Here is a 25068-nt window from a genome sequence, read left to right as displayed (position 1 = left end):
ATTTTAGTTTGCTTGGTTTTTTTGGTTAAACAGTAGGAGATTCGTTTGATACAAAAATATCTTCATGTTTCTTTGTAGTACTTAAAACGAATTTATGTTGTAGCAATTGTAGTTTAAATAACGCCAAAGGATCATGATATGTTTCTGGATTGCTTCTTAGCGTTGCTAATGTTTGCTCGTCTTCCTTTATCTCAAGTTGAGCTGCATCTACATTTTGTTTCAATATATTAAGTGGATCTTTGAAGAACATCATGATATCACGTTCTAATGCACCTTCAAATACTTCAAATTGAAGGAAGAATTGTTTTGAAATTGTGTGAGCAATTTCTGTATAGTCTTCTGTTTCAATATATTGTTTATATTTGTTGGCGAGCATAGATTGGTTTTTTTGCATATTACCAAATAATTTTCCGGCACTTTTTAAGAAAAACTGTGTCGGTGTAAAGCGTAATAAAATATTGATGTTCGTTACTGTAATTCGATTTGTCATTCGTACAACATCTCGATTCCAATCATCTAATAATTTGAAATCGCAAGGAAGTTTCATACGTTCTTCTTTATATAATTTATTAAACGTTTCACTCATTTCATCTAAATAAGCTTGAGCTTGAATAAATTCATTATGTGCTGTTTCAATCCATTCTTGAATAGACCCAGTAAATTTAGGAAGAAGTACCTGTTGTACATGCTTTTGAACTCGTTCATTCATTGCAGCATTTAATTCTTCATGAACTAATTTGAAATCACTATCTTCTTGAACAAGATCAGAGCAGCTCTGTAATAATTCAGGAATTTGAGAATGTATATCTCGTGTAATTTCTTCTTTCGTTAAAAGATAGGATTCGGTAATAGAACGAATTTTATCTTTTTCAAGAGCAGTAAGGTTATTAATAAATCCAGTAAGTTTCACTGAGATGTGTTTATTCCAGCGTACGGATTTTACTAATGTATTTTCTAATTCCACACGTTCATTTATGAGATAAGCAATTGTCTTTTGCGTAAACCATATTAGCTTTTCTATACGTTCTTTTTCTATATCGCGTTTTGCAAGATTAGAAAGAATAGATTCTGTTACATCTCCAAGTTGCTGGCTACTCTCTTGCGAAGGAGAGTATGGGAAGAACTGTGCATCTGGAAAATGTACTTTAAGTTTACTAATTAGTTTTTCATCAGTAGTCGTATTATTTGTGTGTGATACGAAGTGAATTTGTAAGTTTGGTACTTGTTCACGTAAATAAATTAACGTATCAATTTCTTGACTATGCAATGGTGAAGAAGAATTTAATACGTATACAAGGCTATCTGCTGCTTGTAAGTATTCAAAGTATGCATTGTTTTTATCCAATTGTCCTTGAATAGATGGTGTAATAAGAAATGTAAACTTATTTTTTCTTAAAAACCTACTTGGTAGCTTAATTTCTATACATTTTTTCTCAAGTTCTGACTGAGCAGATGTAGCCGTTATTTGATGGAATTCATCAAGGTTAGGGATATTTCTTATATCTAACTCGGTAAATTCTGTTATTTCAGTTTGACTAGCGTCTTTAAATAGAATAGGAGTTGTTAAAGTTTCAGTTAAGATGTTCTCTCCCAATATTGAATTAACAAATGATGTTTTATCATGGTCACTAGTTCCAGCTATTAGTATTGGTGTGACATTTAAATCACATAGTTCATGGACGAGTAGCGTAAATTGATGACTTAAATCTACATCATTTTTCTCAGCCCATACAGCGATTGTTTCGAATAAATGAGAAACTGTTTCCATATTTACATCTGCTTCAGCTGATGTATTAGAAAGTAAGGATCCAGCACTTTTTACGAGTAATGATTCTAAAGTTGTAGGTGAGACTTCATTCCATGCTAACACTGCTGCAGAGACAACTAGAGAATCTTTTGCTTTCGTTAAACTGAACCAATTTGTTAATAAATTTGGTACAAGTCCGTTTAATTCATGCATAAAATGATTTCCGGTAATTAATGCAAAGTATGTTTCTTGGTAGCGAGTAGAGATTTCATTCCAATCGTCATTATTGTCTGTTTCAATATGCAAGAATAAATGATTAATACTTTGAATCCAAGGAAGGTATAAGGATTCATGTTGATAGCTATTCCAAAGAGCAATAACAAGTTCTTTAAATTGAGCTTGATCAACAGCATATAGAGCTTTTAAAGACTCATAGAAATATTCAGGCTTAATATTTTTTGTAAATCCTTTGTTTATGTAAGTTATTAACGTATCAAACCAGTGTAAAGATTGTGTTCGGATACCTTCTTGAACAGCTAGTTCGATAGCGTTGTTCCAATCTTCTTGTTTTTCATAGAAAGAACGTGCAATTGCAGTAATATTTGGGTAATCCGGTTGGAATGCAACAGCTTCACTAATCGTCTTAAAAGCGAGTCCTAAACGATCTTGTTCGATATAAAGAGAAAGAAGTTGTAAGGAAACCTCCATCGTAAGAGTCGTATCTTCCGTTTGAATAGATTGATAAATTTCTTCTGCCTTTGGTAAGAATCCTAGTTCAAAATAAGCATCTGCAATATTTTTTGTCGCCCAAAGTGCAAGAGCATTATTTACTTTTTCCCATTTAAATATAGCTGCTTCAAAATCTTTATTTTGATAATAAAATTCACCTTGAGCAAATCGAATATTAGAAATGTTGGAGAATTCATTTTTAGATTCATTTATATATGCTTCACCGAGTACTTCCGATGCAGGAGTAGAAGTTTCTTCTGTTAAAAATGTTTTATAGTAAACTTTTTGAATAAATTGATTTTCAATGGTCATGTTCGTTCCCCCCTGTATAATTTAGAAAAATGATGTTGTATGTAAAAGGGTGTATGTTCTTTTAATAGGTAGAAGTTGCATTATATAGACCAAACTATGTTTTTGCTAGATATATCATTTTTCTTGAGAGTTAAACCGTTGCGAAAAGTAACTTTCCTTTATTGTAACAAAAAAACACGCATATGAATTTTTATTTTTTATCGGGTTATTTGCGGGCAATAAGAATCTAATCTCAAAATTGGTGAATGTAAGTGAGTTATGTGGAGTCGGGATGTCTGTAAAAGCAAGATTGGCATAGGTTAATAATTAGTAGAGGATGAACAAAACTCCCACTGAGTAAAGTTTTTCTTTATCTCTGTTAAAGGAAAGAATAGAAGTAGAGTTCATTATAAAAACAATGTATAGTGAATATGTATACCATGTTTGCCTTAAAGATAGAAAGGGTACAATGTGGAATAACGACCGTGCATAGGATGTGTCTTCCGAATGGAACAACATATTGGCGAGTTAATCGCGCATTATGGCTATTTTGGAATTGTTATAGCTTTGGCTGGTGGGATTGTCGGATTACCGATACCAGACGAGTTTTTATTGACCTTTGTTGGTTATAATGTTTCAAAAGGAGTTATGTCAGGAACTGCTGCTTTTTTAAGTGGGCTGGCTGGTGCGATGTTAGGGATCACGTTAAGCTACATATTAGGTTTAAAACTTGGGCTCCCTGTTTTAAAGAAATATGGGCCGAAAATTAGAATTAAAGAACATCACATTGAAAAAACACATATTTTATTTGAAAAATATGGGCCATTTCTTTTAATGATTGGTTATTTTATACCGGGCGTACGTCATTTAACAGCATATTTTGCTGGGGTATCAAATTTGACACTTTGGCGTTTTTGTTTGTACGCTTACGGTGGTGCGCTCATTTGGATAAGTGTTTTTATTGGGCTTGGCTGGAAGTTAGGCGAGAAGTGGCGCTTCGTTGAGTATAGTTTACATCATTATGGAATATGGATTTTATTAATTTCAGCAGTTGTTACATGTTTTGTATGGTTGTACATAAAGAAAAAGAAAAACCGCTAATAGCGGTTTTTTTAGCTGAAAGCAATAAATAATACACCAGCTGTAATAAAGACTACACCAACGCCGGTCATAAAGTTTAACTTTTCACCGAGGATAATCATAGCGAGAATGATAGAAAATACGACGCTTAATTTATCGACAGGAGCTACTTGTGAAACCTTTCCTGTTTTGAGGGCAAGAAAATAAAATAGCCATGAAGAAGCACCTGCAATCCCACTTAATGTGATAAATAGCAGTGCTTTTTTATTTAGCAGTACGTCGCCGATATTTTGAAATTTACCTTGTATGATAATAACGCCTATCATAAATAATGCCATAATAATAGATCGAATTGTTGTTGCAACGTTTGCATCGATGCCGTCTAAACCAAACTTTCCAAAAATCGATACAAGGGCAGCAGCAATTGCTGATAATAGTGCAAATAAGAGCCACGAACTCATAGTAAAATTCCTCCAATCTTACAGTATTATACATGAAAATGATTCTCATGTATAAAGTTGAAGCAATTGAGCTTATAGGAAGCACGACTTCAACTTAACTTCTTGCTCCACCTGAATTTTAAGGTGGGAGTTTTACTGCCTGTAAATAGTGGGCTAAATAGCGAAATAATCCCCACCTTATATTTTTAATAAGGTGGGGATTATTATACTACTCTGCAATTTCCTCATATAAAAAGTACGTTACATTATAAATATGTTCTACTTCATCGTCTGTCATAAACAGTAATTCGTCACGCTCAATCCCTTTTTTCTTTTCAATAAACTCAATCATGTTTTTGCGTTCTTCTCTCTTCATCAATTTTATTTCTCCTCTCAATCTGTTTTAATACAGTTTATTTAAGTTAATGCTATTATATAACAGAATCTTTAGAAAGTTCCACCTATTTTATTTTTTTTTTCAAAAGAACTTTTCGACAAAACAAGCCCACCTAAGGGGGGCTTGTTTTATTTTATAGTCGTAAAAACTCAGGCTCCGTCGTACCGGCACCATCGATGTAATAAATTGTGTCGGGGTTGATTTTTATCAATACGTAATTAGGGTCTTCAGGGCCGAGTAACCAACGTTTTAAGCTATTATTCCAAAACTTGTTTTTTAATGTCGAGTCTTCCTCAATTGAAGCCAATCCTTCAACTTCAATATAATCTTCATCTAATTTTTTCCCTTCTCGTCCGAGTAGTACATGGACATTAGGATTTTGTTCAATATCTGTTATCTTTTTTGATTGTCGATCTGTTGCAACATACAGTACAAAATCTTCATGGAAAAACATCATAAAGGCGCTATGAGGTTTCTCATTTCGTACTGTAGATAATACACCAGTACGTTGACCTTGAATAATAGTTGCGATTTTTTCTTTTAAGTGCATAATTTTAACCCCTTTTCACAATTTATAATTCTGTCTGTTTAAACAAGATAATTTAAATATCTTTCATACTGTTTTCTTCAATCCGATTTTTTAAACGTAATTGTGATGAAATCGGACAAGTTAGGAGAAGAATAATAATAATATTGAGGAGAAATACATACGATGGAAGGATGAAAAACATGTTTAATAAAATATTTCTTATAGTAGCGCTTATAGGTGTACCACTATCTGTACTTGGAAAAACACTTCATTGGCCAGAAACAATTATGTTCGCTGTGTATTGTGTTACGATTATCGCATTAGCTGGTTTTATGGGTAGAGCAACAGAGAGTCTAGCAATTGTTTCTGGTCCTAGAATAGGCGGATTATTAAATGCTACTTTCGGTAATGCTGTTGAACTTATCATTTCAATTTTTGCACTTCAAGCAGGGTTAATTGAAGTGGTGTTAGCTTCTTTAACGGGATCTGTACTTGGAAATTTATTATTAGTAGGAGGGTTATCCTTCTTTGTTGGAGGTCTTAAATACAAAAGACAAAGTTTTAATGTATATGATGCAAGGCATAATTCAGCTTTATTAATATTTGCTGTTGTTGTGGCCTTTGTTATTCCAGAGATCTTTTCAATGAAGATGGACGCTGGCAAGACGTATCAATTAAGTATAGGTGTTTCTATTATTATGATTATCATGTACCTTGCTGCATTACTATTTAAGTTAGTTACGCACCGTGGTGTATATCAACATAAAAGTGACGAAGTAGCGCATGAAGAAGAGCCAGAGTGGTCGAAAGGGAAGGCGCTACTTATTTTAGCGATAGCAACACTAGCGGTAGCTTATGTGTCAGAGGCACTCGTGCATACTTTTGAAACTGTTGCAAAGTCATTTGGCTGGTCAGAGTTATTTATAGGGGTTATTATCGTTGCAATTGTTGGGAATGCAGCGGAACATGCGTCTGCAATTATTATGGCTTATAAAAATAAAGTAAATATTGCAGTTGAAATTGCAATAGGCTCTACATTACAAATCGCCATGTTTGTTGCTCCTGTATTAGTATTACTATCTATGTTCTTCGCGCAAAGGATGCCTTTAGTATTTACCATACCAGAACTTGTGTCTATGATTACAGCCGTTTTCTTAACGATTGCGATTTCCAATGATGGAGATACAAACTGGTTTGAAGGAGGCACTTTACTAGCGGCGTATGTCATTATGGGAATTGGTTTTTATTTATTATGAAAAATAGGCATAACAATTGCGCTCAGAGAAAACAATAAACGAAGTAGTATATATACCTACATAGGAAGGAGCCAGACAGGTGAAACGAGTATACAGCATATGTCTTTCAACTATGGTCTCGTTTATTTTATTATTTCCTAACATGAGTTTTGCAAAGACAACAGTAGGAACAAAAATGCCTTCATCTGTTTTAAATATTTCAAAAGACAATACATTTCCAAATGATGCGCAAGATCTGCCACGTTTACAACCAAGTAAATTTGCTCAAGAGCTATTGAAAACGGCTAATATTAAAATTGAAAATCCAGACTTAATTCGGATGTTTAATGAAACGACAATTTCAAATGCGCCACTTGCAGTAGGGTATCGGGCAAAAATTTATTTAGGTCAATGGGCCTTACATTATGAATCAGTAGACACATCGATTAATTGGGAATATAAACAAGTGAATCGAAATGTGTATGATAATCGCGGAGGAGACCGTTTATATCCACTTCGCTATAAGCAAGAAACACAAAAGACGGTTGAAGGCGATTTAACAGCAGATATGAAAGATGCTGCAGATGTGAAAAAAATGATGCTTCTCAAAGCACTTGAAAAAGTACAATTACCTCTTTCGTTTAAGACAACTATTGGTTATGGTACTGGGCATGAGCGTGTGTATAATATTAGTCCGAGTCAACTTGGATATTTATACGCTTATACACCAGCAGTAAATGAAAAGGGAAAAGTAACATTTGGAGAAGTGTATCTTGTATTAAAGGGAAATCAAAAAAGACTTGTTGTGAAAAATATTACTTCTCAAGGAATTGGAGCGGCAATTCCAATTCATGATCATTTGTTTTTTAAATTTATTTCTTCTTCTCACTCGCAATAACATAAAAAACGTCAGCTTATAAGCTGACGTTTTTTTTATAATGTAATGTTTGCTGTTTTTGATAAGAAATCTTCTGTCGGATAGTAGCTGTTTTTTACAAGAACATTTGGTCCAAGACATTTTACTGCAGGACAGTGGCAGCTTAATGATTTTGCTGTTTTTGAAGTGCTCCATTTTTCATACGCTTCTTGTAATGTGTTTGTTTGTATGTTTCCTAGAAGTGGAACATCACCAAAGTCCGTCACAATAATATTTCCATCGAAAATATTTACATTTAAACGAGAACGGCCATCTGGATCATTACGAACAGTTACATTTTTGCTCTCTTGCAATTTTTTAAATGTAGCTATGTCTTTTTCGTCATCGCTACAAGCATAGAAAGGTAAAGTTCCAAATAGCATCCATACATTTTCATCGCGAATTTCTAGTAAATGTTCAATCGCATCACGAATTTCAGCTTTTGTTAAAATCTCTAGATTACTCGCGAAGTCACTTGGATACATTGGATGAACTTCATGACGTTTACAGCCCATCTCTTCGACGATTTGGCGGTGAATATGTTCAATATGTGGTAGAGTTCTTTTGTTTAGCATTGTTTCGGCCGATACAAGTACACCTGCATCTGATAGAGCCTTACTATTTGTAATCATTCTTTCAAATAATTTTGCACGTTGTTCGTAAGTAGGCTTACGCTCCATCATTGCAAATCCGCCTTCAACGAAGTCATCAATTGTTCCCCAGTTATGAGATATATGCAATACGTCTAAATAAGGAATAATCTGTTCGTAACGTGCTAAATCTATAGTTAAGTTAGAGTTGATTTGAGTGCGAACGCCTCGTTCATCGGCATATTTTAAGAGTGGTGTTACATAGTTGTCGACGGATTTTTTTGAAAGCATAGGTTCGCCGCCAGTAATACTTAAAGAACGTAAATGAGGAATCTCATCTAATCGTTTTAATAAAAGATCCATCGGAAGCGGATTTGGGTCTTTCGGCTGTAACGTGTAACCAACAGCGCAATGCTCACAGCGCATGTTGCATAACGTCGTCGTTGTAAATTCAACATTTGTTAATAGTAGTTTGCCGTACTCTTCAAGGTCCATATACGCTTCCCATGGATCGTAAGAAGGAGTAATCGGCTTCATTTTTTGTGATATCGTCATATGAAATACTCCTTTGACTATTGAAATAACAATTTGTCCATTCTCTATAATAGAAGAATATGTGCTTTTTATAAAGTGAAACTTTTTAGCATGGAAAGAGAGAGGGCTTACATTATAGTGGATGACTGTGACAAAATTGATGAAATTTCATGCCCATAGCAATCGTTTTTGCGGTATAATAAAAGCAACTCGAATTAAAAGGAGAGTGCCTTCATGGGAAAAGCAATTCAAGATAAAGATACACAATTAGTATATTTAAAAGAACGTTTAAATATGTTCATTGAAGTAATTGATACAATTGAACCTGAAGAAGTAGAATTAGAAGATGTAGATCGTCTTCTTGCAATGTTAGATGAATTAGAATTAAAATGTGAGCAATTTAAAAAAGACGAATAATATATTAAAAAGGCTACCAATTCCAATTTGGTAGCCTTTTTCTGTTCGGGTAATAGAAGGACGATAGAAAAAGAGGTATAATCAAGTTGTGAAAAATTTCATTTATGCTCTAATAGCGTGAAACAAATAAATAGCTAAAGAGCATAACAATTGAATTTTCAGCTCATAACGTTTTGGTAGCGTTCACAATTGAGGGGGAAGTAACAATGGAAAAGCTTCAAGAAAGCATGTATCAACTAATTGTTGAAACGTCAACGAACTTACCGAAAGATGTTCGTCGTGCGATTCAACAAGCGAAAGAGCGAGAAAATGCAGGGACTCGTTCTGCGATGGCACTTGGCACAATTACAAATAATATTAAAATGGCTGATGATAACATCTCGCCGATTTGCCAAGATACAGGGATGCCAACGTTTAAAATTTATACACCAGTTGGTGTGAATCAATTAAAGTTGAAGGAAGCTATCTATAATGCGCTTGAGCGGGCGACAAAAGATGGTAAACTTCGTCCCAATTCTGTTGATTCTCTTTTTGGAGATAATAGTGGAAATAATTTAGGACCAGGTACACCGGTGATTAAGTTTGAACAATGGGAAAAAGATTATATTGATGCACGTTTAATCCTAAAAGGTGGTGGCTGTGAGAATAAAAATATTCAATATAGCTTACCGTGTGAACTAGAAGGACTTGGACGAGCTGGCCGTGATTTAGAAGGGATTCGTAAATGCCTTCTTCATGCAGTATATCAAGCACAAGGGCAAGGATGTAGCGCTGGTGTAATTGGTGTTGGTATCGGGGGAGACCGCACATCAGGTTATGAATTGGCAAAAAATCAATTATTCCGTACATTAGATGATGTCAATCCAGTACCAGAGTTACAACATCTTGAAGAGTACGTATTAGAAAATGCGAATAAGCTTGGCATTGGTACGATGGGATTTGGCGGAGAAACAACTTTACTTGGTTGTAAAATTGGCGTCTATAATCGTTTGCCAGCTAGTTTCTATGTATCTGTTGCGTATAATTGCTGGGCATATCGTCGCCTTGGTGTGAAAATCCATCCTGAAACAGGAGACATTATGGATTGGCTATATCAAGAAGGTGAAGATACACTTCAGCATGAAGTACAAGAAAAAACAGAGCAACGTGAGATTGTATTACAAGCACCAATTACAGAAGAGCAAATTCGTGAACTTCGCGTTGGTGATGTTGTAACAATTAATGGCATGATGTATACAGGTCGTGACGCAATCCATAAGCATTTAATGGATAATGATTGTCCAGTAGATTTAAATGGACAAATTATTTACCACTGTGGTCCAGTTGTTGTGAAAGATGAAAATGACAATTGGCAAATTAAAGCGGCAGGTCCAACGACAAGTATTCGTGAAGAACCGTACCAAGGCGATATTATGAAGAAATTCGGTATTCGCGCTGTCATTGGAAAAGGCGGTATGGGTGCGAAAACATTAGCGGCTTTAGAAGAACACGGCGGTGTATATTTAAACGCAATCGGTGGTGCAGCGCAATATTATGCTGAATGTATTAAAGAAGTGAAAGATGTTGATTTCTTACAATTTGGTATTCCGGAAGCAATGTGGCATTTACGTATCGACGGGTTTAAAGCAGTTGTAACGATGGACTCTCATGGTAATAGCTTACATGCAGATGTTGATAAAACATCACTTGAAAAATTAGCTAGCTTTAAAGAGCCAGTATTTAAGTAAATAAAAAATGCATCTCGAATGATTCGAGATGCATTTTTTTGGTATATATAGAAAAACATGTTCAGCATGAAAGAATGTGTAGCAACAGAAACTACAAGTACGATTATATATGGAAAGGAGACTATTTATGAAATATAAATGGTTATATATCGGTCTCATTTTTTCAATTATGATGGCACTTGTTCCAGTTTCAGCACTGGCTTATACAAATACTCCACATAACTGGGGAATCCCGCGTCCTAAAAATGAAACAGTACCAGATGCAGGAAAGTTATATACAGATTTACTACAAAAAAATGGCGGGTTTTATTTAGGAGATACGAAGAAAAAAGATATTTATTTAACATTTGATAATGGATATGAGAATGGATACACAGGGAAAATATTAGATGTATTAAAAGAGAAAAAAGTACCAGCAACTTTCTTTGTAACGGGGCATTACATTAAAACACAAAAAGATTTATTGTTAAGAATGAAGGATGAAGGACATATTATTGGAAACCATTCTTGGAGTCATCCTGATTTTACAGCGGTAAATGATGAGAAACTTCGTGAAGAATTAACAAGTGTAACGGAAGAAATTAAAAAAGTAACTGGGCAAAAAGAAGTGAAATATGTACGTCCTCCGCGCGGTGTATTTAGTGAAAGAACGTTAGCTCTTACGAAAGAAATGGGCTATTATAATGTATTTTGGTCACTTGCATTTTTGGATTGGAAAGTGGATCAGCAAAGAGGATGGCAATATGCGCATAATAATGTTATGACGATGATTCATCCAGGATCTATTTTATTACTTCATGCAATATCAAAAGATAATGCAGAAGCACTTGCGAAAATCATTGATGATTTGCGCGAGAAAGGGTATCATTTTAAAAGTCTAGATGACTTAGTAAAAGGCAATCAACCGTAAGCATGTATGCTTACGGTTTTCTCATGCTATAATGATGTGTAAAAAGGATGGGGAAACGTATGTGGAGCGAACATGTTACGTTAGAGTATCCGTATCATTTTGAAGAAGTATTAAAACGTTTATCTTTTGATCCTCTTAACGTCATTCAATTAGATGAGAAAGTTATTTATATCCCGCTTTGTATAGACGAGGAACAGGTTGTTGTTCGCTTACAAGGGATTGGTACTGTTCAAAATCCACAGTTTTGGATTTCTAGTCAGACAGGAGATCCAGAGAAAGTCATGAAACGAATGAGGGCCATTTTTCATTGGAATGAACCGTTTCAAGATATACAAAATCATTTTTTAAACACATCATTACGTCCACTATTTGAAACATATGCTTATACTCCAATTATTTTAGAATTTGATTATTTTGCTTGTCTGCTTCGCTGTATCATTCACCAACAAATAAATTTGAAATTTGCTACTGTGTTAACAGAACAATTTGTGAAACGGTATGGAACAGAGAAGAACGGTGTATTCTTTTTCCCCACTCCGGAAATAGTAGCAAATATTTCAATAGAAGAATTGAGAGAGCAGAAGTTTAGTCAGCGAAAGGCTGAATATATAGTAGGATTAGGTCGAAGTATTGTCAGTGGTACATTAAATTTAGCGAGTATAGAAAATGGGACGGAAGAAGACATTTCAGCACAATTGTTGCCAATTAGGGGAATTGGTGCATGGACAGTGCAAAACTTTTTAATGTTTGGGCTTGGACGGAAAAATATGTTCCCGAAAGCGGACATTGGGATTCAGCGTGCAGTGCAAGGTATATTTCAATTAGATGATAAACCTGATGATGCATTTTTAGAAAAAGTGAAACAAGAGTGTGAACCATACTGCAGTTATGCAGCGTTATATTTATGGAAAAGTATAGAGTAGAGGTGTAATAATGATACAAAAGCAACATGAGAGTAAGTTGGAAGTTGGTCAAACGTTTCCTGTGACAATTAAACGTCTTGGGATTAACGGAGAAGGCGTTGGTTATTTTAAGAGACAAGTTGTTTTTATTCCAGGGGCATTACCAGGAGAAGAAGTTGTTGCAGAAACAACGAAAATTCAGCGTGGCTTCGCTGAAGCGAAAGTGAAAAAAGTTCGTAAAGCTTCACCGCATCGTGTGAAAGCACCGTGTCCAGTATATGAGGAGTGTGGCGGTTGTCAGCTGCAACATTTAGATTATAAAGAACAATTGAATCAAAAGCGTGATATCGTTGTACAAGCATTTGAGAAGTACATGAAAAATAGTATGGAAGAGAAAATTCGCCCAACGCTTGGCATGGAAAATCCATGGCATTATCGTAATAAGAGTCAATTACAAGTGGGGCGTAAAGACGAAAAGGTTATTACAGGGCTGTATAAACAAAGCTCACATCAGTTAATTGATATCGCTCACTGTATGATTCAACATAAAGCAACGAATGAAGCGACAAAAGTTGTAAGACGTATTTTAGAAAAATTAAATGTTTCTATTTACAATGAGAAAAAACAAAAAGGTTTAGTACGCACAATTGTAACACGTACTGCAGTTCAAACAGGGGAAGTACAAGTTACACTTATTACAACAAAAGAAGAATTACCAAATAAAGAACAATTTATTGCAGAAGTACAAAAACAGATGCCAGCGGTTAAATCAATTATGCAAAATGTAAACTGGCGTAAAACATCTGTTATTTTTGGCGACAAAACATTTAAATTAGCTGGAAAAGAAGTCATTCAAGAAACACTTGGCGATTTATCATTTGAATTATCAGCACGTGCATTCTTCCAGTTGAATCCAGAGCAAACAGTTGTTTTGTATAATGAAGCGAAAAAAGCAGCTGCGTTAACAGGAAACGAGAAGATTGTGGATGCATACTGTGGTGTTGGTACAATCGGTCTTTGGCTTGCAAATGATGCAGCGGAAGTACGTGGTATGGATGTAATTCCAGAAGCAATTGCAGATGCAAGAAAAAATGCAAAGCGTCACGGATTTACAAATACGAAATATGAAGCAGGTAAAGCTGAACAATGGTTACCGAAATGGGTAAAAGAAGGATGGCGTCCAGATGTAATTGTTGTCGACCCACCACGTACAGGTTGCGATGATAAATTACTGGAAACAATTTTAAAAGTGAAGCCGAAACAAGTTGTGTACGTGTCTTGTAATCCTTCTTCATTAGCACGTGATGTACAAGCATTAATGAAGAGCTATGAAGTGGAGTATGTGCAACCAGTTGATATGTTCCCGCATACAGCTCACGTAGAAAATGTAGTGAAGCTTGTTAGAAAGTAAAGTTTATTAATATTCCCTCATGGTATGAGGGAATATTTTCTATGAAGGAGAATATTATGCATAATTATAAATTAACGATTCAGTACGACGGCGCACGTTTTAAAGGATGGCAACGTCTCGGTAATAACGATAATACAATTCAAGGAAAAATCGAAAGTGTCATATCTGAAATGGTCGGAAAAGAAATTGAAATTATCGGTTGTAGTAGAACAGACGCTGGTGTACATGCTTTGAATCAAGTTGCTAACTTTCAAAGTGATGAGAAGTTAGTGGAACATAAAGTGAAAAAATATTTAAATCAATATTTACCTAACGATATTAGCATTACGAATGTGGAAGAAGTACATGATCGTTTCCATGCTCGTTACAATTCTAAAGCAAAAACATATCTGTATAAAATTTGGAATGAAGAGCATACAAATCCATTTATGCGTAAATACAGCATGCATGTGAATAAAAAATTAAATGTGAAAAGCATGAAAGCAGCTGCAAAACATTTAGTTGGTTCACATGACTTTACTGCTTTTTCAAATGCGAAATCAAAGAAAAAATCTATGGTTCGAGAAGTATATACACTTGATGTGATGGAAGAGGCAGGGTTTGTACAAATTAGAGTAAGTGGTAACGGCTTCCTTCATAATATGGTAAGAAAAATTGTCGGGGCATTAATTGAAGTTGGATTAGGACAATTAGATGCTGAAGCAATTCCAAACATTTTAGAGGAAAAGCAGCGCAATCAAATTAATTGTCTTGCTGAGGCAAGTGGGTTGTATTTAGAGAATGTTGAGTTTTAATGGCAAATAAAAAAATCGGGCTAAGTAGCTCGATTTTTTTAGTATTAAGAAGATTTTTCGTTTTTTATACGTATCTTCAAATTCCAAAAAGCAGCAAGCATAATAGCTGCAAAGGAGCCAAAAATTGTTCCTAATAGCTTTGCATAAGGAGAGCTGCTTACATCGGCATTAATGAATAACATCATACAGAGCATGACAGGGAAAAAGTATAAGTATTGTAATAACTTTAATTTTTTATCATTACTCATATATATAGCCCCTTTCTAGCATGTTATATGTTTATTATAACATATTTTACCAAGTCATTTTTACACTTGGAGACATGTTTATTTCATATGTGTAAATGCAGTTTTTTAATTCGATATTGTAAGTTTTGCCTACTTAATCCTAAAAATTTTGCAGCTTGTGAGATGTTGCCATGATTCTCTTTAAGAATTTGATTAATGTAGTTCTTTTCCATTTTTTCTATTGTGTGTTTTAAAGTTTTAGGTGCATCAGTATTGTGAGTAGTTAGTGCATGTTGCATATTGAATTCTGTTTTTATTCGTTCGCGAAAGCGAGTAGGAAGATGAAACGCTGTAATGATGGTTTCATCTTCTATCAAGTTCATGGAACCTTCAATTATATGTTCCAACTCCCGTACGTTTCCAGGCCAATCGTATGCATAGAAAAATTCTCTTACATTTACATCTACATCGGTTACGTTGAGCCCGAATTGAGTATTATATTTTTCAATAAAGTGCTGAACAAGAGCTGGAATATCTTCTTTTCTTTCACGTAAAGGCGGAAGACATAAAGTAACGACGCTTAATCGGTAATATAAGTCTTCTCTTAATCGATTATGTGCGATGGCTTCAAAGGGATCTTCATTGATAGTTGCTATAATGCGAACATCAATTTCTTTTTCGTGTGTACCTCCGATTCTTCGTATTGTTTTTTCTTGTATAGCCCGCAGCAACTTAGCTTGAAGTATTGGGCTTAATGAATTGATTTCATCTAATAACAAAGTTCCTCCGTTTGCTTCTTCGAATAAGCCTGATTTATCTATTGCTCCTGTAAAGGCACCTCGATTTGTGCCAAATAGTAGGCTTTCCATTAAGGTATCAGGTATAGCGGCACAGTTTTGTGAAATAAAGGGTTTTGTTGAACGCTGACTTTCATTATGGATGCTTTGTGCAAATAGTTCTTTACCAGTGCCTGTTTCTCCTACTAGAAGTATGGAGGATGATGTACGAATTACTCTTTTTCCTTCTGTAATGATTGATTGAATGGCTTCAGAATCACCAATTATGTGATCAAAGGTAAATTTAGTGCTTTGTTTTCGAGAAGGACCTATTTTTATCGTTTGCTTTAAGTTACTAATTTCTTTTGATATTTCAATAGCGCCTTTAATTTTTCCATTTTCTATTATAGGGAAAGTATCGTTAATCGTTGTAATTTCTTGTCCTTTATTGTTAAAATACGTTTGTTTTATATTTTTCTTTGTTTTTCCAAATTTTAATGCCTCTATAAGAGTACTATTTTTATTTTCCTCAAATGCGAATACTTCTAAAGGACTTTTATATAGCACATCTGAGCGCTCCATTGATTCAATTTCCATCATTTTGCGGTTATAGATAATCGTCTTACTTTCCTCATTAATAATATGAATTCCGATGTCGAGTTCATTGAGTAAAGTTTCATATAGCATATTCATTTCAATGATCTGTTTTAAATTAATTTCTTCTGTACGCATAGATTATCTTCTCCTCATTCCACCCTATGAAGACTGACTTTTTATAATTTTATTAAAATTCTTATAAAATCGCAAAAATTTTTTGCTATTTTCCTTTTAAAATCTCTGAAATGATAGAAAAATTTTGCGGTTATGAAGTTTTTTTTTTGAGAAACCTTCATTTTAAATAGGAATTGGAGATTGGTACGCATTTTGCATAAATAATAATTGATATATCTAAAGGAGGGATATGCAACGTTTCAGTACCAACTAATAAGAAGGAGGAGTGTATAAAGTGAAGACGGTTATAGAATGCGTGTATAGTCCTTGTTACGGGAAAGTAGAGAAGTTATTTGTTACGGAAAGTTCTTACGTATATGAGTGGGAGAAATTAGCATTAATTGAAACAATAGATAAACAGAAAGTAGAAATTAAGATAGGGATCAGTGGTTATATTGAATCATTAGAAGTAGTAGAAGGACAAGCTATTGCTGATCAAAAGTTATTAATAACAGTAAGGGATGACCTTTTAGTAACAGGCAGTGATTAATGTAAGTGACGTGTATTTTTGCTCTTTTAAATCATTATTTTTACGGTGAATAATTTTAAAAACGCTTACATTAAATGGGTTTACAAAGTGAAAAGGGGGGATTTATATGATGAATCAAAATCAAGGATTAAAAAGAGAATTGAAAAGCAGGCACATATTTATGATTGCACTTGGAGGCGTTATTGGTACCGGTCTTTTTTTAGGATCTGGGTATACAATTCATGAAGCTGGGCCTGGAGGAGCGATTGTAGCATATCTTGTTGGAGGATTTGTTATGTATTTAACGATGCTCTGTCTCGGAGAGTTAGCTGTTGCAATGCCTGACGCAGGATCTTATCAAACGTATGCGACAAAGCATATTTCTCCTGCAGCAGGTTATGTAGTTGGATGGATGTCATGGTTAAACTGGTCAGCTACGATAGGGATTGAACTAATTGCAGTTAGTATTTTAATGAAACGATGGTTTCCTGATGTACCTTCATGGATTTGGTGCGTAGTGTTTGCGGTACTCCTCTTTGCTATTAATGCGTTATCTTCAAGAAGTTTTGCGGAAGTTGAATTTTGGTTTGCAAGTATTAAAGTAATTACGATTATTGCATTTATTATTTTAGGCGGGGCAGCAATGTTTGGTTTTCTAGATATGAAAGGAAATGAACCAGCGCCGATGTTCTCTAGTTTTACTGATTATGGTGGATTGTTCCCCAATGGATTATCAGCCATTTTAATTACGATGATTGCAGTTAATTTTTCTTTCCAAGGAACAGAATTAGTTGGTATTGCAGCAGGTGAGAGTGAAAATCCAGAGAAAACAATCCCGAAGGCAATTAACAATACAGTTTGGCGTATACTTGTTTTCTTTGTACTATCTATTTTTATTCTTGCTGGACTATTCCCTTGGCAGCAAGCGGGAGTAATTGAAAGTCCATTTGTAGTTGTATTTGATAAAATTGGTATTCCTTATGCAGCAGATATTATAAATTTTGTTATCATTACAGCAGTGCTATCCGTTGCGAATTCAGGGTTATATGCAACTTCTCGTATGCTATGGTCTATATCTAATCAAGGAATGATTAGTCCGATTTTTGGTAAGTTATCTAAAAACGGTGTTCCTATTTATGCATTGATTGTAAGTACAATTGTAGGTTGCCTTTCATTACTATCAGGTATTTATGCGGAAGATACAGTTTATTTATGGCTACTTTCTATTGCCGGGTTCGGGGCGATATTAGTTTGGGCATCTATTGCTCTATCTAACTTATTAGCTAGAAGGTCATACATAAAGCAGGGCGGGGATGTGAAAGAATTGAAATTTAAAACACCATTGTATCCATTTGTACCACTTCTTGCGTTAGTATTAAATTTAACAGTAATCGTTGGAATGGCCTTTATTCCAGAACAAAGAATGGCATTGTATTGTGGTATTCCATTTATGATTGTTTGTTTACTGTTTTACCGTGCGACAAGAAATAGGGCACGTAAAGTAGAACATATTGAAAAGACAAATACGACGGAAGTAGAGAGCTTATAATATGAATTAATTTGGAGACTGTAAGATTTGTAAACAGTCTCTTTTTTTGTGAAAATAAAGCTGGAAACATACTATGTATGCAAAGGGGAATTAGCGATGAATCCAGAAGTTTCGCAGTTGTTAAAACAAATAGATTCAAGGAAAGAGGAATTGTTAGAACTTACAAAAACATTAATTCGTTTTGAAACACCAGCACCACCAGCGAGAAATACAAATGAAGCGCAAGAATTTGTTGCAGATTTTTTAAGAAAACGAAATTTTAGTATTGATAAATGGGATGTATATCCGAATGATCCGAACGTTGTCGGAGTTAAAAAAGGAATAAAAAGTGACTCATATAAAAGTCTTATTATTAATGGTCATATGGATGTAGCTGAAGTGTCAGCAGATGAGGCGTGGGAAACGAATCCATTTGATCCATTTATAAAAGATGGCTGGTTAGTTGGACGTGGCGCAGCAGATATGAAAGGTGGGCTGGCTGGAGCGCTATTTGCCATTCAACTTTTACAAGAAGCTGGTATTGAATTACCTGGAGATTTAATCTTTCAATCCGTAATTGGAGAAGAAGTTGGAGAGGCAGGTACACTTCAATGCTGCAGGCGAGGTTACGATGCTGATTTTGCAGTAGTAGTGGATACGAGCGATTTACATATGCAAGGACAAGGCGGTGTCATTACTGGATGGATTACAGTGAAAAGTCCGCAAACGTTTCATGATGCAACGCGCAGACAAATGATCCATGCTGGAGGATGTTTATTTGGAGCGAGTGCGATTGAAAAAATGATGAAAATTGTGCAAAGTTTACAAGAATTAGAGCGCCACTGGGCAGTTATGAAAACATATGAAGGCTATCCATCTGGAACAACAACAATTAATCCAGCTGTTATTGAGGGTGGAAGACATGCAGCTTTTATTGCGGATGAGTGCCGGTTATGGATAACAGTGCACTTTTATCCGAATGAAACACATGAACAAATAATAAAAGAAATTGAAGAGTATATTGGAAAGGTGGCAGTTGCCGATCCATGGTTAAGTGAAAATCCGCCACAATTTAAGTGGGGCGGAGAATCAATGATTGTGGATCGTGGCGAAATTTTCCCTTCTTTAGAAATAGATAGTGAACATACAGCTGTAAAAACGCTTAGCTCAGTACATGAATCAATTCTTTCTAAAAATGCAATTTTAGATATGTCTGCAACGGTAACGGATGGTGGTTGGTTTAGTGAATTTCATATTCCAGCGATTATATATGGACCAGGTACATTAGAAGAAGCACATTCTGTAAATGAGAAAGTTGAAGTTGAACAGTTAATTGAATTTACAAAAGTGATAACAGCATTTATATATGAATGGTGCCACACGAAAAAATAGATTTGTACAGTAAAATCGTACGAGTATGTATACTTGTACGATTTTTTATTGAACTATTTCAGTGTTGAATATAAACAACTGAAATAGTTCTTTATTTTTCTATGTCTTTCGTTTCATTTCAATTAATTTCTCTTTCGCTAATTCAACGGCAATCGCATCATCTAAATAGCCAATTGGAAAGAGATAGTCGGGAATAATATCTGTCGATAATATGAAATAAAGTAATGCGCTCCCAAGAACTGCACGTTCTTCTTTTGAAATGGTTTCATTACAAAATTGTTGATACATATCTGTTAATTGTTCAATAAAAGGACCAGCACTATCAATTTGCTCTAATTTGCTTGCAAAACTGTCATGAATACGTTTTTCGCCTTCTGTTGTCTGGGCATAGCGTTCGTAATTTTCGAGTTCTTGTTTTACGCGAGTTGTAGTGTAATCGAAATCGAATAAGTTAGAGGATTGTAAAGTTTGCTGAATGGTATCAAGAGATGTGTACATATCCGTCTTTTCTTTATTAATGTGAGGAGAATCAGGATACATTTCATCAAATAACAATTGGGGTGGAACTTGCAGACATTCTGCAAATTTTTGTAGGTGTTTTTGTTTTGGCGGTTGTTTACCATTCATAATTCTTGAGATTGTTGCGGGATCAATATTTGTAAGCATTCCGAGTTGGCGCATAGATAAGGCACGTTCTTTTAAAAGTTTTTTTATTAATCTACTAAGCCGCTCATTTGGATTTTCTTTAGGCATAGCGAAGGCACTCCTTTTTATTGTTGAAAAAATGTTGAGCATTTATTACATGTATATGAAACAGACAGGCACAGTTGCTCAACATTTTCATAAGATGCATGGAAAAGTGAGGAAAAGGGGTGGCTATTTATGAGTACGGCAGGTCTATTTTCAATTTTTTTAATCGGGATTGCTTCTAATTTAGATAATGCAGGTGTTGGGATTGCATATGGCATTCGTAAAATTAGAATTTCGTGGTTCAACAATTTTATCATCGCATTTTTTGGGTTTTTATTTACTTTATTAGCTGGATTTTTTGGGAACTGGATTGCGTTATTTATTTCAGAGTTTACAGCAAACCTGATTGGAGCAATCGTTTTAGGGATAATCGGGGTGTTTATTTTGTGCCAGCCTTTCTTGGGGCAAAGAAATACCGTAGGCTCTAAAGATGGTAATGTACTTATGGGAATTTTACGTGATCCAGAAAAAGCAGATTTTGATGGTTCTAAAACAATTAGTTTTTCAGAAGCAATTGTATTAGGGATTGCGTTGTCTATTAATAATATTGCAGGTGGATTTGATGCTGGAGTAACAAACCTGAACCTTTGGGTTACAGCAACTATTTCAGGGGTGTTTAGTTTTATTTGTATTAGTAGTTTTGCGTATGTAGGGAAACGATTTTTAGCAGAATACTTAGGAAAGTGGGCGACAGTTATCGCAGGAGTGTTATTAATTCTTATTGGGATTGATCAGTTGTTGTAAGGAGAGTAGAAAACAAGGTTCGAGTATTTCCTTGGAAATACAGCAAGGGATTGCATATATCGACGTACTTTTCTCCATACTAATACGGATTTCTTTTAAGAAAGGGGGATTTGTATGGGACGCGGGAAAGCATTTGATCATAAGAAAAAAGGGCATGATCATCAACCACCTAAAGGTGCGTTCATTCATAAAGATGTAAATGAACATACTTTGGAAGAGGAAGAGCTACCAGTAAATATTGAGGCGTATAAAAATAGTTTAAAAAAACATTAAAAGCACCTACATAGGTGCTTTTTTACCGTATATCTTCAATTAATTGTTCCGATTCTTCATGCATACTGTACTCACTTAATACTTGAATGCAAAGCCACTTTAATTCCTCAATCGTATGCTCAAGTTCTTCGGGAAGCACATGATAAATGTCTTCAAGTCCCATCCCGAAATGAATAAGTTCAAGTACTTGATCATCGATGTTCCGGTCCATTAATAATTCAAGTACTTCTAAATTGAATATGTATCGGTGAGCTTCGTCGAGTGAAACAACTTTTAACTTCAAGCTTTCTACAATACTCAATATAAAAAGAAGGATTGTTTTTTCAAGAACAGGTTGTTTTCCCATTTGAAATATTAGTTTCATCTTTCACACCTCCACATATAGCGCTAGGTTGTACTATATTATTCGGGAGGGGGGAACAAATATGCATGATATAGAGAAACTTTCAGCACTGTTTTTGTAAGAGTATTGATAACTGACAAAAGGGAGGTTTTGGCGAAATAAAAAATCCTGCTAGTATAGCAGGATAACTCGCGATTAAAAAATGCTCCAACCTTCTTGAGCAGAAAGAAGTTCAAGAATTTTAAAACCAGCAATACTATTTCCGTTTGCATCTAAAGCTGGTCCGAAAATACCGATTCCCATGTCTCCTTTTACGCAGCCAAAAATACCACCGGCTACACCACTTTTTGCAGGAATACCAACACGAATTGCAAATTCACCAGATTCGTTATACATACCACATGTGACCATAAATGTTTTGCAAATTTTTGTAATATGCTTAGGGATAATTTGTTTTTTCTTATATGGGTCATATCCATCCATTGCAAAAATTAAGCCGATACGTGCTAAATCGATGCAGTTTACTTCAACTGCGCATTGACGAGTATATAAATCCATAAGTTCTTCAATATCACAATCGATAATTCCGTTTTGTTTCATATAATAACAAAGTGAACGGTTTAGATAAGCTGTCTCTAATTCTGAATCGGCAACTTTAGAGGAATAATTAATAGTAGGATTATCTGTTATTTCACGTACAAAGTGAAGAATACGTTCCATTTTTTCCTCGTTATCTTTTCCTGCTAACATGCTTGTAATAGCTAATGCTCCTGCATTTATCATTGGATTAAGGGGTTTGGACGGACTTGTCGTTTCTAACTTAATAATAGAATTAAATGGGTCACCCGTTGGTTCCATTCCAACTTTAGAAAATACATATTCTTCACCACGGTCTAAAAGGGCAAGGGCAAGTGTAATTACTTTGGAAATACTTTGAAGAGTAAATAGTGTTTGTGAGTTGCCTGCATGGATATATTCTGTTTCTTTATGGAAAATGGCAATCCCTAAATCGTCTGGATTTGCATTTCCTAGTTCGGGGATATAAGTAGCAAGTTTGCCTTTTTTCGTATATGGTTTTACTTGTTCTAACAACTGTTGTAAGTTGTTTGTTTCAATGCACTGCATAGTACCAACGCTCCTATTTTGAATTAACTAAGTTTACTTTTCCCGATATGCTCGGAAATAAATAATAACATGAAAAAGTGGAATGATAAAACGAAAGTTCAATGTGATATAATAGGTCTTTCGTTTCGAGTATTCTGTATTTTAAAAAGGAGAATTTTCCTTTTATATAACAGTTTGGAAATAGGAGATTTATCCATAAAAAGTTCAGAAATAAAAACTACACATCTATACAACTATATGTTATTATGGTTATGTAATAGAAAGCGTTTTCTAAAGCGTACTTATAATGATAACGATTTCATAAATTTGATTAGGGGGAATTAAAATGTTGCAGTTTTTACAACGTATTGGTAAAGCTTTAATGCTTCCAATCGCAGTACTACCAGCAGCAGGATTATTGCTTCGTTTAGGGCAACCAGATGTATTTGATATTCCTGTTATGGCACAGGCCGGCGCAGCAGTTTTTGATAACTTGGCACTTATTTTTGCAATTGGTATTGCAATCGGTCTTTCAGTGGATGGTAGTGGTGCAGCAGGTCTTGCAGGTGCAATTGGTTATCTTGTTATGAAAAATAGTATTGATGCACTTAGCAAAGGGTATTCAACTGCTGAATTACAAGGTAAATTAGGTAAAGTTCAAGATTTAATAGGTAATAGCGCAAATGTAGATCCATCTAAGCTTGCGGATACAATGACACAAGTATCTAAGGCTGCTGAATTATCGACTAAAGTAGATATGAAAGTTTTAGGTGGTATTATTGTTGGTGTTATAGCAGGACTTCTTTATAATAAATTCCATAAGATTAAACTTCCAGAATGGTTAGGTTTCTTTGCTGGAAAACGTTTCGTTCCAATTGTTACATCAGTTGTGATGCTAATATTAGGAATTCTATTTGCACAAATTTGGCCAACAATTCAAAATGGTATTGATGCATTAGCTCATGGAATTGTTAATTTAGGTGCAATTGGTTCAGGATTATTTGGTTTATTAAACCGTTTATTAATCCCAATTGGTTTACACCACGTAATGAACACATACTTCTGGTTTGTATTTGGAGACTTTACAAATGCAGCAGGTAATGTTGTTAATGGTGATATTGCTCGTTTCCTTGCAGGTGACAAAACAGCAGGTATGTTTATGACTGGTTTCTTCCCAGTTATGATGTTCGGTTTACCAGCAGCATGTTTCGCAATGATTGCAGCTGCTAAACCAGAAAAGCGTAAAGCAGTTACTGGTATGTTAGCTGGTCTAGCATTAACTTCATTCTTAACTGGTATTACAGAGCCTATTGAATTCTCATTCATGTTCTTATCACCAGTATTATATGGTATTCATGCTGTACTAACAGGTCTTTCTTTATTCATTACAACATCACTTGGCATTCATGATGGTTTCTCATTTAGTGCCGGTGCAATCGATTATGCTTTAAACTTCGGTATTGCAACAAAACCAGTCTTACTAGCAGGTATCGGTTTAATTTACGCAGCAATTTATTTCGTAGTATTCTACTTCTTAATTAAGAAGTTCGATTTAAAAACTCCTGGTCGTGAAGATGACGATGAGTTAGTTGAAGATGGTGATGCACCAGTTGCAGGTTCAATTGGTGAAACTTACGTAGCAGCTCTAGGCGGAAAAGAAAACTTAACAGTTATTGATAACTGTGCAACACGTCTACGCTTACAAGTAAAAGATGCTGGTCAAGTAAATGAAGCAGCATTAAAACGTGCTGGTGCAAAAGGTGTTATGAAATTAAGTAATACTAGTGTACAAGTTATCGTAGGTACAAATGTTGAATCTGTTGCCGATGATATGAAAAAACACGTATAAATAATGAGATTAGAGGATATTCAAAAAGATTGATAATATCAATTTTTTAGAGGATATCCTCTTTTTTTGTTAATAATTTAACGGGAATCTTACTTTTGTAAATTTTCTTTTTCTTTTTTGTACATATAGGTTGGTAATATGTGCAGTGCGTGATAAAGTAGGGATGATATAGAATGGATTATCCATAATCTAC

General features: G+C 34.8%; 25 protein-coding genes and 1 pseudogene. 16 read left to right on the top strand and 10 right to left on the bottom strand.

All coding sequences use genetic code 11. The annotated features are described in order from the left end of the window. Nucleotides 1–25: 25 nt before the first annotated feature. Complete coding sequence (locus tag ACUN13_RS21325; RefSeq protein ID WP_000151418.1) at nucleotides 26–2788, bottom strand: tetratricopeptide repeat protein; 2763 nt, start codon at nucleotides 2786–2788, stop codon at nucleotides 26–28. Between the two features lie 486 nt (nucleotides 2789–3274). On the opposite strand from ACUN13_RS21325, the gene ACUN13_RS21320 reads away from it, so the two are divergent. Next, entirely contained in the window at nucleotides 3275–3868 is a 594-nt protein-coding gene (locus tag ACUN13_RS21320) for a DedA family protein (protein WP_000434872.1), read from the top strand. An 11-nt stretch (nucleotides 3869–3879) separates the two neighbouring features. Here ACUN13_RS21320 and ACUN13_RS21315 read toward each other — a convergent pair whose 3' ends face one another. The 3 genes from ACUN13_RS21315 to ACUN13_RS21305 form a co-directional block, all read right to left on the bottom strand. Next, nucleotides 3880–4308, bottom strand: a complete 429-nt coding sequence (locus ACUN13_RS21315; RefSeq protein WP_000100295.1) for an EamA family transporter — start codon at nucleotides 4306–4308, stop codon at nucleotides 3880–3882. 208 nt (nucleotides 4309–4516) lie between these two features. After that, complete coding sequence (locus ACUN13_RS21310) at nucleotides 4517–4663, bottom strand: BH0509 family protein (RefSeq protein ID WP_000817786.1); 147 nt, start codon at nucleotides 4661–4663, stop codon at nucleotides 4517–4519. Nucleotides 4664–4817: 154 nt separating this feature from the next. Next, entirely contained in the window at nucleotides 4818–5234 is a 417-nt protein-coding gene (locus ACUN13_RS21305) for a pyridoxamine 5'-phosphate oxidase family protein (RefSeq protein ID WP_000550220.1), read from the bottom strand. Nucleotides 5235–5413: 179 nt separating this feature from the next. On the opposite strand from ACUN13_RS21305, the gene cax reads away from it, so the two are divergent. Next, nucleotides 5414–6469, top strand: a complete 1056-nt coding sequence (gene cax, locus ACUN13_RS21300) for a calcium/proton exchanger (protein WP_000482137.1) — start codon at nucleotides 5414–5416, stop codon at nucleotides 6467–6469. A 79-nt stretch (nucleotides 6470–6548) separates the two neighbouring features. Then, nucleotides 6549–7346: a YfkD famly protein gene (locus ACUN13_RS21295; RefSeq protein WP_002083605.1), complete on the top strand. Its 798-nt coding sequence runs from the start codon at nucleotides 6549–6551 to the stop codon at nucleotides 7344–7346. Nucleotides 7347–7381: 35 nt separating this feature from the next. Here the strand turns inward: ACUN13_RS21295 and yfkAB are convergent, their stop codons facing one another. Further along, a complete protein-coding gene (yfkAB, locus tag ACUN13_RS21290; RefSeq protein ID WP_088346430.1) occupies nucleotides 7382–8509 on the bottom strand; it encodes a radical SAM/CxCxxxxC motif protein YfkAB in 1128 nt (375 codons plus the stop codon). A 213-nt stretch (nucleotides 8510–8722) separates the two neighbouring features. On the opposite strand from yfkAB, the gene ACUN13_RS21285 reads away from it, so the two are divergent. The 6 genes from ACUN13_RS21285 (at nucleotide 8723) to truA (ending at nucleotide 14649) form a co-directional block, all read left to right on the top strand. Continuing rightward, the gene (locus tag ACUN13_RS21285) at nucleotides 8723–8905 is read left to right on the top strand and encodes an SE1561 family protein (RefSeq protein ID WP_000513558.1); all 183 of its coding nucleotides are present in this window, start codon (nucleotides 8723–8725) and stop codon (nucleotides 8903–8905) included. Nucleotides 8906–9111: 206 nt separating this feature from the next. Then, nucleotides 9112–10632 carry a class I fumarate hydratase gene (gene fumA, locus ACUN13_RS21280; RefSeq protein WP_000413523.1) on the top strand — a complete coding sequence of 507 codons (1521 nt, stop codon included), beginning with the start codon at nucleotides 9112–9114 and terminating at the stop codon, nucleotides 10630–10632. A 127-nt stretch (nucleotides 10633–10759) separates the two neighbouring features. Continuing rightward, complete coding sequence (pdaA, locus tag ACUN13_RS21275) at nucleotides 10760–11542, top strand: delta-lactam-biosynthetic de-N-acetylase (protein ID WP_000875956.1); 783 nt, start codon at nucleotides 10760–10762, stop codon at nucleotides 11540–11542. Nucleotides 11543–11601: 59 nt separating this feature from the next. After that, complete coding sequence (locus ACUN13_RS21270) at nucleotides 11602–12465, top strand: DNA-3-methyladenine glycosylase family protein (protein ID WP_000269422.1); 864 nt, start codon at nucleotides 11602–11604, stop codon at nucleotides 12463–12465. A 10-nt stretch (nucleotides 12466–12475) separates the two neighbouring features. Then, nucleotides 12476–13855: a 23S rRNA (uracil(1939)-C(5))-methyltransferase RlmD gene (gene rlmD, locus ACUN13_RS21265; protein ID WP_025687068.1), complete on the top strand. Its 1380-nt coding sequence runs from the start codon at nucleotides 12476–12478 to the stop codon at nucleotides 13853–13855. A 56-nt stretch (nucleotides 13856–13911) separates the two neighbouring features. After that, on the top strand, nucleotides 13912–14649 hold the full coding sequence (truA, locus tag ACUN13_RS21260; protein ID WP_000553118.1) for a tRNA pseudouridine(38-40) synthase TruA: 738 nt from the start codon (nucleotides 13912–13914) through the stop codon (nucleotides 14647–14649). A 44-nt stretch (nucleotides 14650–14693) separates the two neighbouring features. Here the strand turns inward: truA and ACUN13_RS21255 are convergent, their stop codons facing one another. Both ACUN13_RS21255 and ACUN13_RS21250 read right to left on the bottom strand, forming a co-directional pair. Continuing rightward, nucleotides 14694–14897: a hypothetical protein gene (locus ACUN13_RS21255; protein WP_025687069.1), complete on the bottom strand. Its 204-nt coding sequence runs from the start codon at nucleotides 14895–14897 to the stop codon at nucleotides 14694–14696. Between the two features lie 83 nt (nucleotides 14898–14980). Beyond that, nucleotides 14981–16384, bottom strand: coding sequence for a sigma-54 interaction domain-containing protein (locus ACUN13_RS21250; protein WP_001258445.1), 1404 nt, complete (start codon nucleotides 16382–16384; stop codon nucleotides 14981–14983). Between the two features lie 274 nt (nucleotides 16385–16658). Between ACUN13_RS21250 and ACUN13_RS21245 the strand changes: the two genes are divergently transcribed. The 3 genes from ACUN13_RS21245 (at nucleotide 16659) to ACUN13_RS21235 (ending at nucleotide 19812) form a co-directional block, all read left to right on the top strand. Then, the gene (locus ACUN13_RS21245) at nucleotides 16659–16913 is read left to right on the top strand and encodes a biotin/lipoyl-containing protein (protein WP_000859480.1); all 255 of its coding nucleotides are present in this window, start codon (nucleotides 16659–16661) and stop codon (nucleotides 16911–16913) included. A 106-nt stretch (nucleotides 16914–17019) separates the two neighbouring features. Beyond that, the gene (locus tag ACUN13_RS21240) at nucleotides 17020–18441 is read left to right on the top strand and encodes an amino acid permease (RefSeq protein WP_445423943.1); all 1422 of its coding nucleotides are present in this window, start codon (nucleotides 17020–17022) and stop codon (nucleotides 18439–18441) included. Between the two features lie 96 nt (nucleotides 18442–18537). Continuing rightward, nucleotides 18538–19812, top strand: a complete 1275-nt coding sequence (locus ACUN13_RS21235; protein ID WP_025687070.1) for an acetylornithine deacetylase — start codon at nucleotides 18538–18540, stop codon at nucleotides 19810–19812. A gap of 99 nt (nucleotides 19813–19911) precedes the next feature. On the opposite strand, the gene ACUN13_RS21230 is transcribed toward ACUN13_RS21235, so the two are convergent. Then, nucleotides 19912–20565: a helix-turn-helix domain-containing protein gene (locus ACUN13_RS21230; protein WP_025687072.1), complete on the bottom strand. Its 654-nt coding sequence runs from the start codon at nucleotides 20563–20565 to the stop codon at nucleotides 19912–19914. Nucleotides 20566–20694: 129 nt separating this feature from the next. On the opposite strand from ACUN13_RS21230, the gene ytaF reads away from it, so the two are divergent. Continuing rightward, on the top strand, nucleotides 20695–21306 hold the full coding sequence (ytaF, locus tag ACUN13_RS21225) for a sporulation membrane protein YtaF (RefSeq protein ID WP_025687073.1): 612 nt from the start codon (nucleotides 20695–20697) through the stop codon (nucleotides 21304–21306). 114 nt (nucleotides 21307–21420) lie between these two features. Continuing rightward, nucleotides 21421–21579, top strand: a complete 159-nt coding sequence (locus ACUN13_RS21220; protein ID WP_000532409.1) for a hypothetical protein — start codon at nucleotides 21421–21423, stop codon at nucleotides 21577–21579. Nucleotides 21580–21601: 22 nt separating this feature from the next. On the opposite strand, the gene ACUN13_RS21215 is transcribed toward ACUN13_RS21220, so the two are convergent. Both ACUN13_RS21215 and glsA read right to left on the bottom strand, forming a co-directional pair. Further along, complete coding sequence (locus tag ACUN13_RS21215) at nucleotides 21602–21943, bottom strand: DUF3969 family protein (protein ID WP_000766604.1); 342 nt, start codon at nucleotides 21941–21943, stop codon at nucleotides 21602–21604. 174 nt (nucleotides 21944–22117) lie between these two features. Beyond that, a complete protein-coding gene (glsA, locus tag ACUN13_RS21210) occupies nucleotides 22118–23047 on the bottom strand; it encodes a glutaminase A (RefSeq protein WP_001149850.1) in 930 nt (309 codons plus the stop codon). A 69-nt stretch (nucleotides 23048–23116) separates the two neighbouring features. Here glsA and ACUN13_RS21205 point away from each other — a divergent pair. Next, a pseudogene (locus ACUN13_RS21205) lies at nucleotides 23117–23231 on the top strand (transcriptional regulator). A gap of 141 nt (nucleotides 23232–23372) precedes the next feature. Next, nucleotides 23373–24875: an N-acetylglucosamine-specific PTS transporter subunit IIBC gene (gene nagE, locus ACUN13_RS21200; RefSeq protein WP_025687074.1), complete on the top strand. Its 1503-nt coding sequence runs from the start codon at nucleotides 23373–23375 to the stop codon at nucleotides 24873–24875. The last annotated feature ends 193 nt before the right edge of the window (nucleotides 24876–25068 follow it).

The sequence above is a fragment of the Bacillus cereus group sp. Bce041 genome (assembly GCF_052646455.1).
This window is presented reverse-complemented; position numbering and strand designations above follow the sequence as displayed.

Coding starts and splice junctions, on each gene's coding strand:
- ACUN13_RS21315 (WP_000100295.1), bottom strand. CDS start 4,308: ATGAGTTCGTGGCTCTTATTTGCACTATTATCAGCAATTGCTGCTGCC.
- ACUN13_RS21255 (WP_025687069.1), bottom strand. CDS start 14,897: ATGAGTAATGATAAAAAATTAAAGTTATTACAATACTTATACTTTTTC.
- ACUN13_RS21235 (WP_025687070.1), top strand. CDS start 18,538: ATGAATCCAGAAGTTTCGCAGTTGTTAAAACAAATAGATTCAAGGAAA.
- glsA (WP_001149850.1), bottom strand. CDS start 23,047: ATGCAGTGCATTGAAACAAACAACTTACAACAGTTGTTAGAACAAGTA.
- ACUN13_RS21270 (WP_000269422.1), top strand. CDS start 11,602: ATGTGGAGCGAACATGTTACGTTAGAGTATCCGTATCATTTTGAAGAA.
- ACUN13_RS21305 (WP_000550220.1), bottom strand. CDS start 5,234: ATGCACTTAAAAGAAAAAATCGCAACTATTATTCAAGGTCAACGTACT.
- ACUN13_RS21215 (WP_000766604.1), bottom strand. CDS start 21,943: ATGAAACTAATATTTCAAATGGGAAAACAACCTGTTCTTGAAAAAACA.
- fumA (WP_000413523.1), top strand. CDS start 9,112: ATGGAAAAGCTTCAAGAAAGCATGTATCAACTAATTGTTGAAACGTCA.
- ACUN13_RS21240 (WP_445423943.1), top strand. CDS start 17,020: ATGATGAATCAAAATCAAGGATTAAAAAGAGAATTGAAAAGCAGGCAC.
- ACUN13_RS21250 (WP_001258445.1), bottom strand. CDS start 16,384: ATGCGTACAGAAGAAATTAATTTAAAACAGATCATTGAAATGAATATG.
- nagE (WP_025687074.1), top strand. CDS start 23,373: ATGTTGCAGTTTTTACAACGTATTGGTAAAGCTTTAATGCTTCCAATC.
- ACUN13_RS21230 (WP_025687072.1), bottom strand. CDS start 20,565: ATGCCTAAAGAAAATCCAAATGAGCGGCTTAGTAGATTAATAAAAAAA.
- cax (WP_000482137.1), top strand. CDS start 5,414: ATGTTTAATAAAATATTTCTTATAGTAGCGCTTATAGGTGTACCACTA.
- ACUN13_RS21320 (WP_000434872.1), top strand. CDS start 3,275: ATGGAACAACATATTGGCGAGTTAATCGCGCATTATGGCTATTTTGGA.
- ACUN13_RS21220 (WP_000532409.1), top strand. CDS start 21,421: ATGGGACGCGGGAAAGCATTTGATCATAAGAAAAAAGGGCATGATCAT.
- yfkAB (WP_088346430.1), bottom strand. CDS start 8,509: ATGACGATATCACAAAAAATGAAGCCGATTACTCCTTCTTACGATCCA.
- ytaF (WP_025687073.1), top strand. CDS start 20,695: ATGAGTACGGCAGGTCTATTTTCAATTTTTTTAATCGGGATTGCTTCT.
- truA (WP_000553118.1), top strand. CDS start 13,912: ATGCATAATTATAAATTAACGATTCAGTACGACGGCGCACGTTTTAAA.
- ACUN13_RS21310 (WP_000817786.1), bottom strand. CDS start 4,663: ATGAAGAGAGAAGAACGCAAAAACATGATTGAGTTTATTGAAAAGAAA.
- pdaA (WP_000875956.1), top strand. CDS start 10,760: ATGAAATATAAATGGTTATATATCGGTCTCATTTTTTCAATTATGATG.
- rlmD (WP_025687068.1), top strand. CDS start 12,476: ATGATACAAAAGCAACATGAGAGTAAGTTGGAAGTTGGTCAAACGTTT.
- ACUN13_RS21285 (WP_000513558.1), top strand. CDS start 8,723: ATGGGAAAAGCAATTCAAGATAAAGATACACAATTAGTATATTTAAAA.
- ACUN13_RS21325 (WP_000151418.1), bottom strand. CDS start 2,788: ATGACCATTGAAAATCAATTTATTCAAAAAGTTTACTATAAAACATTT.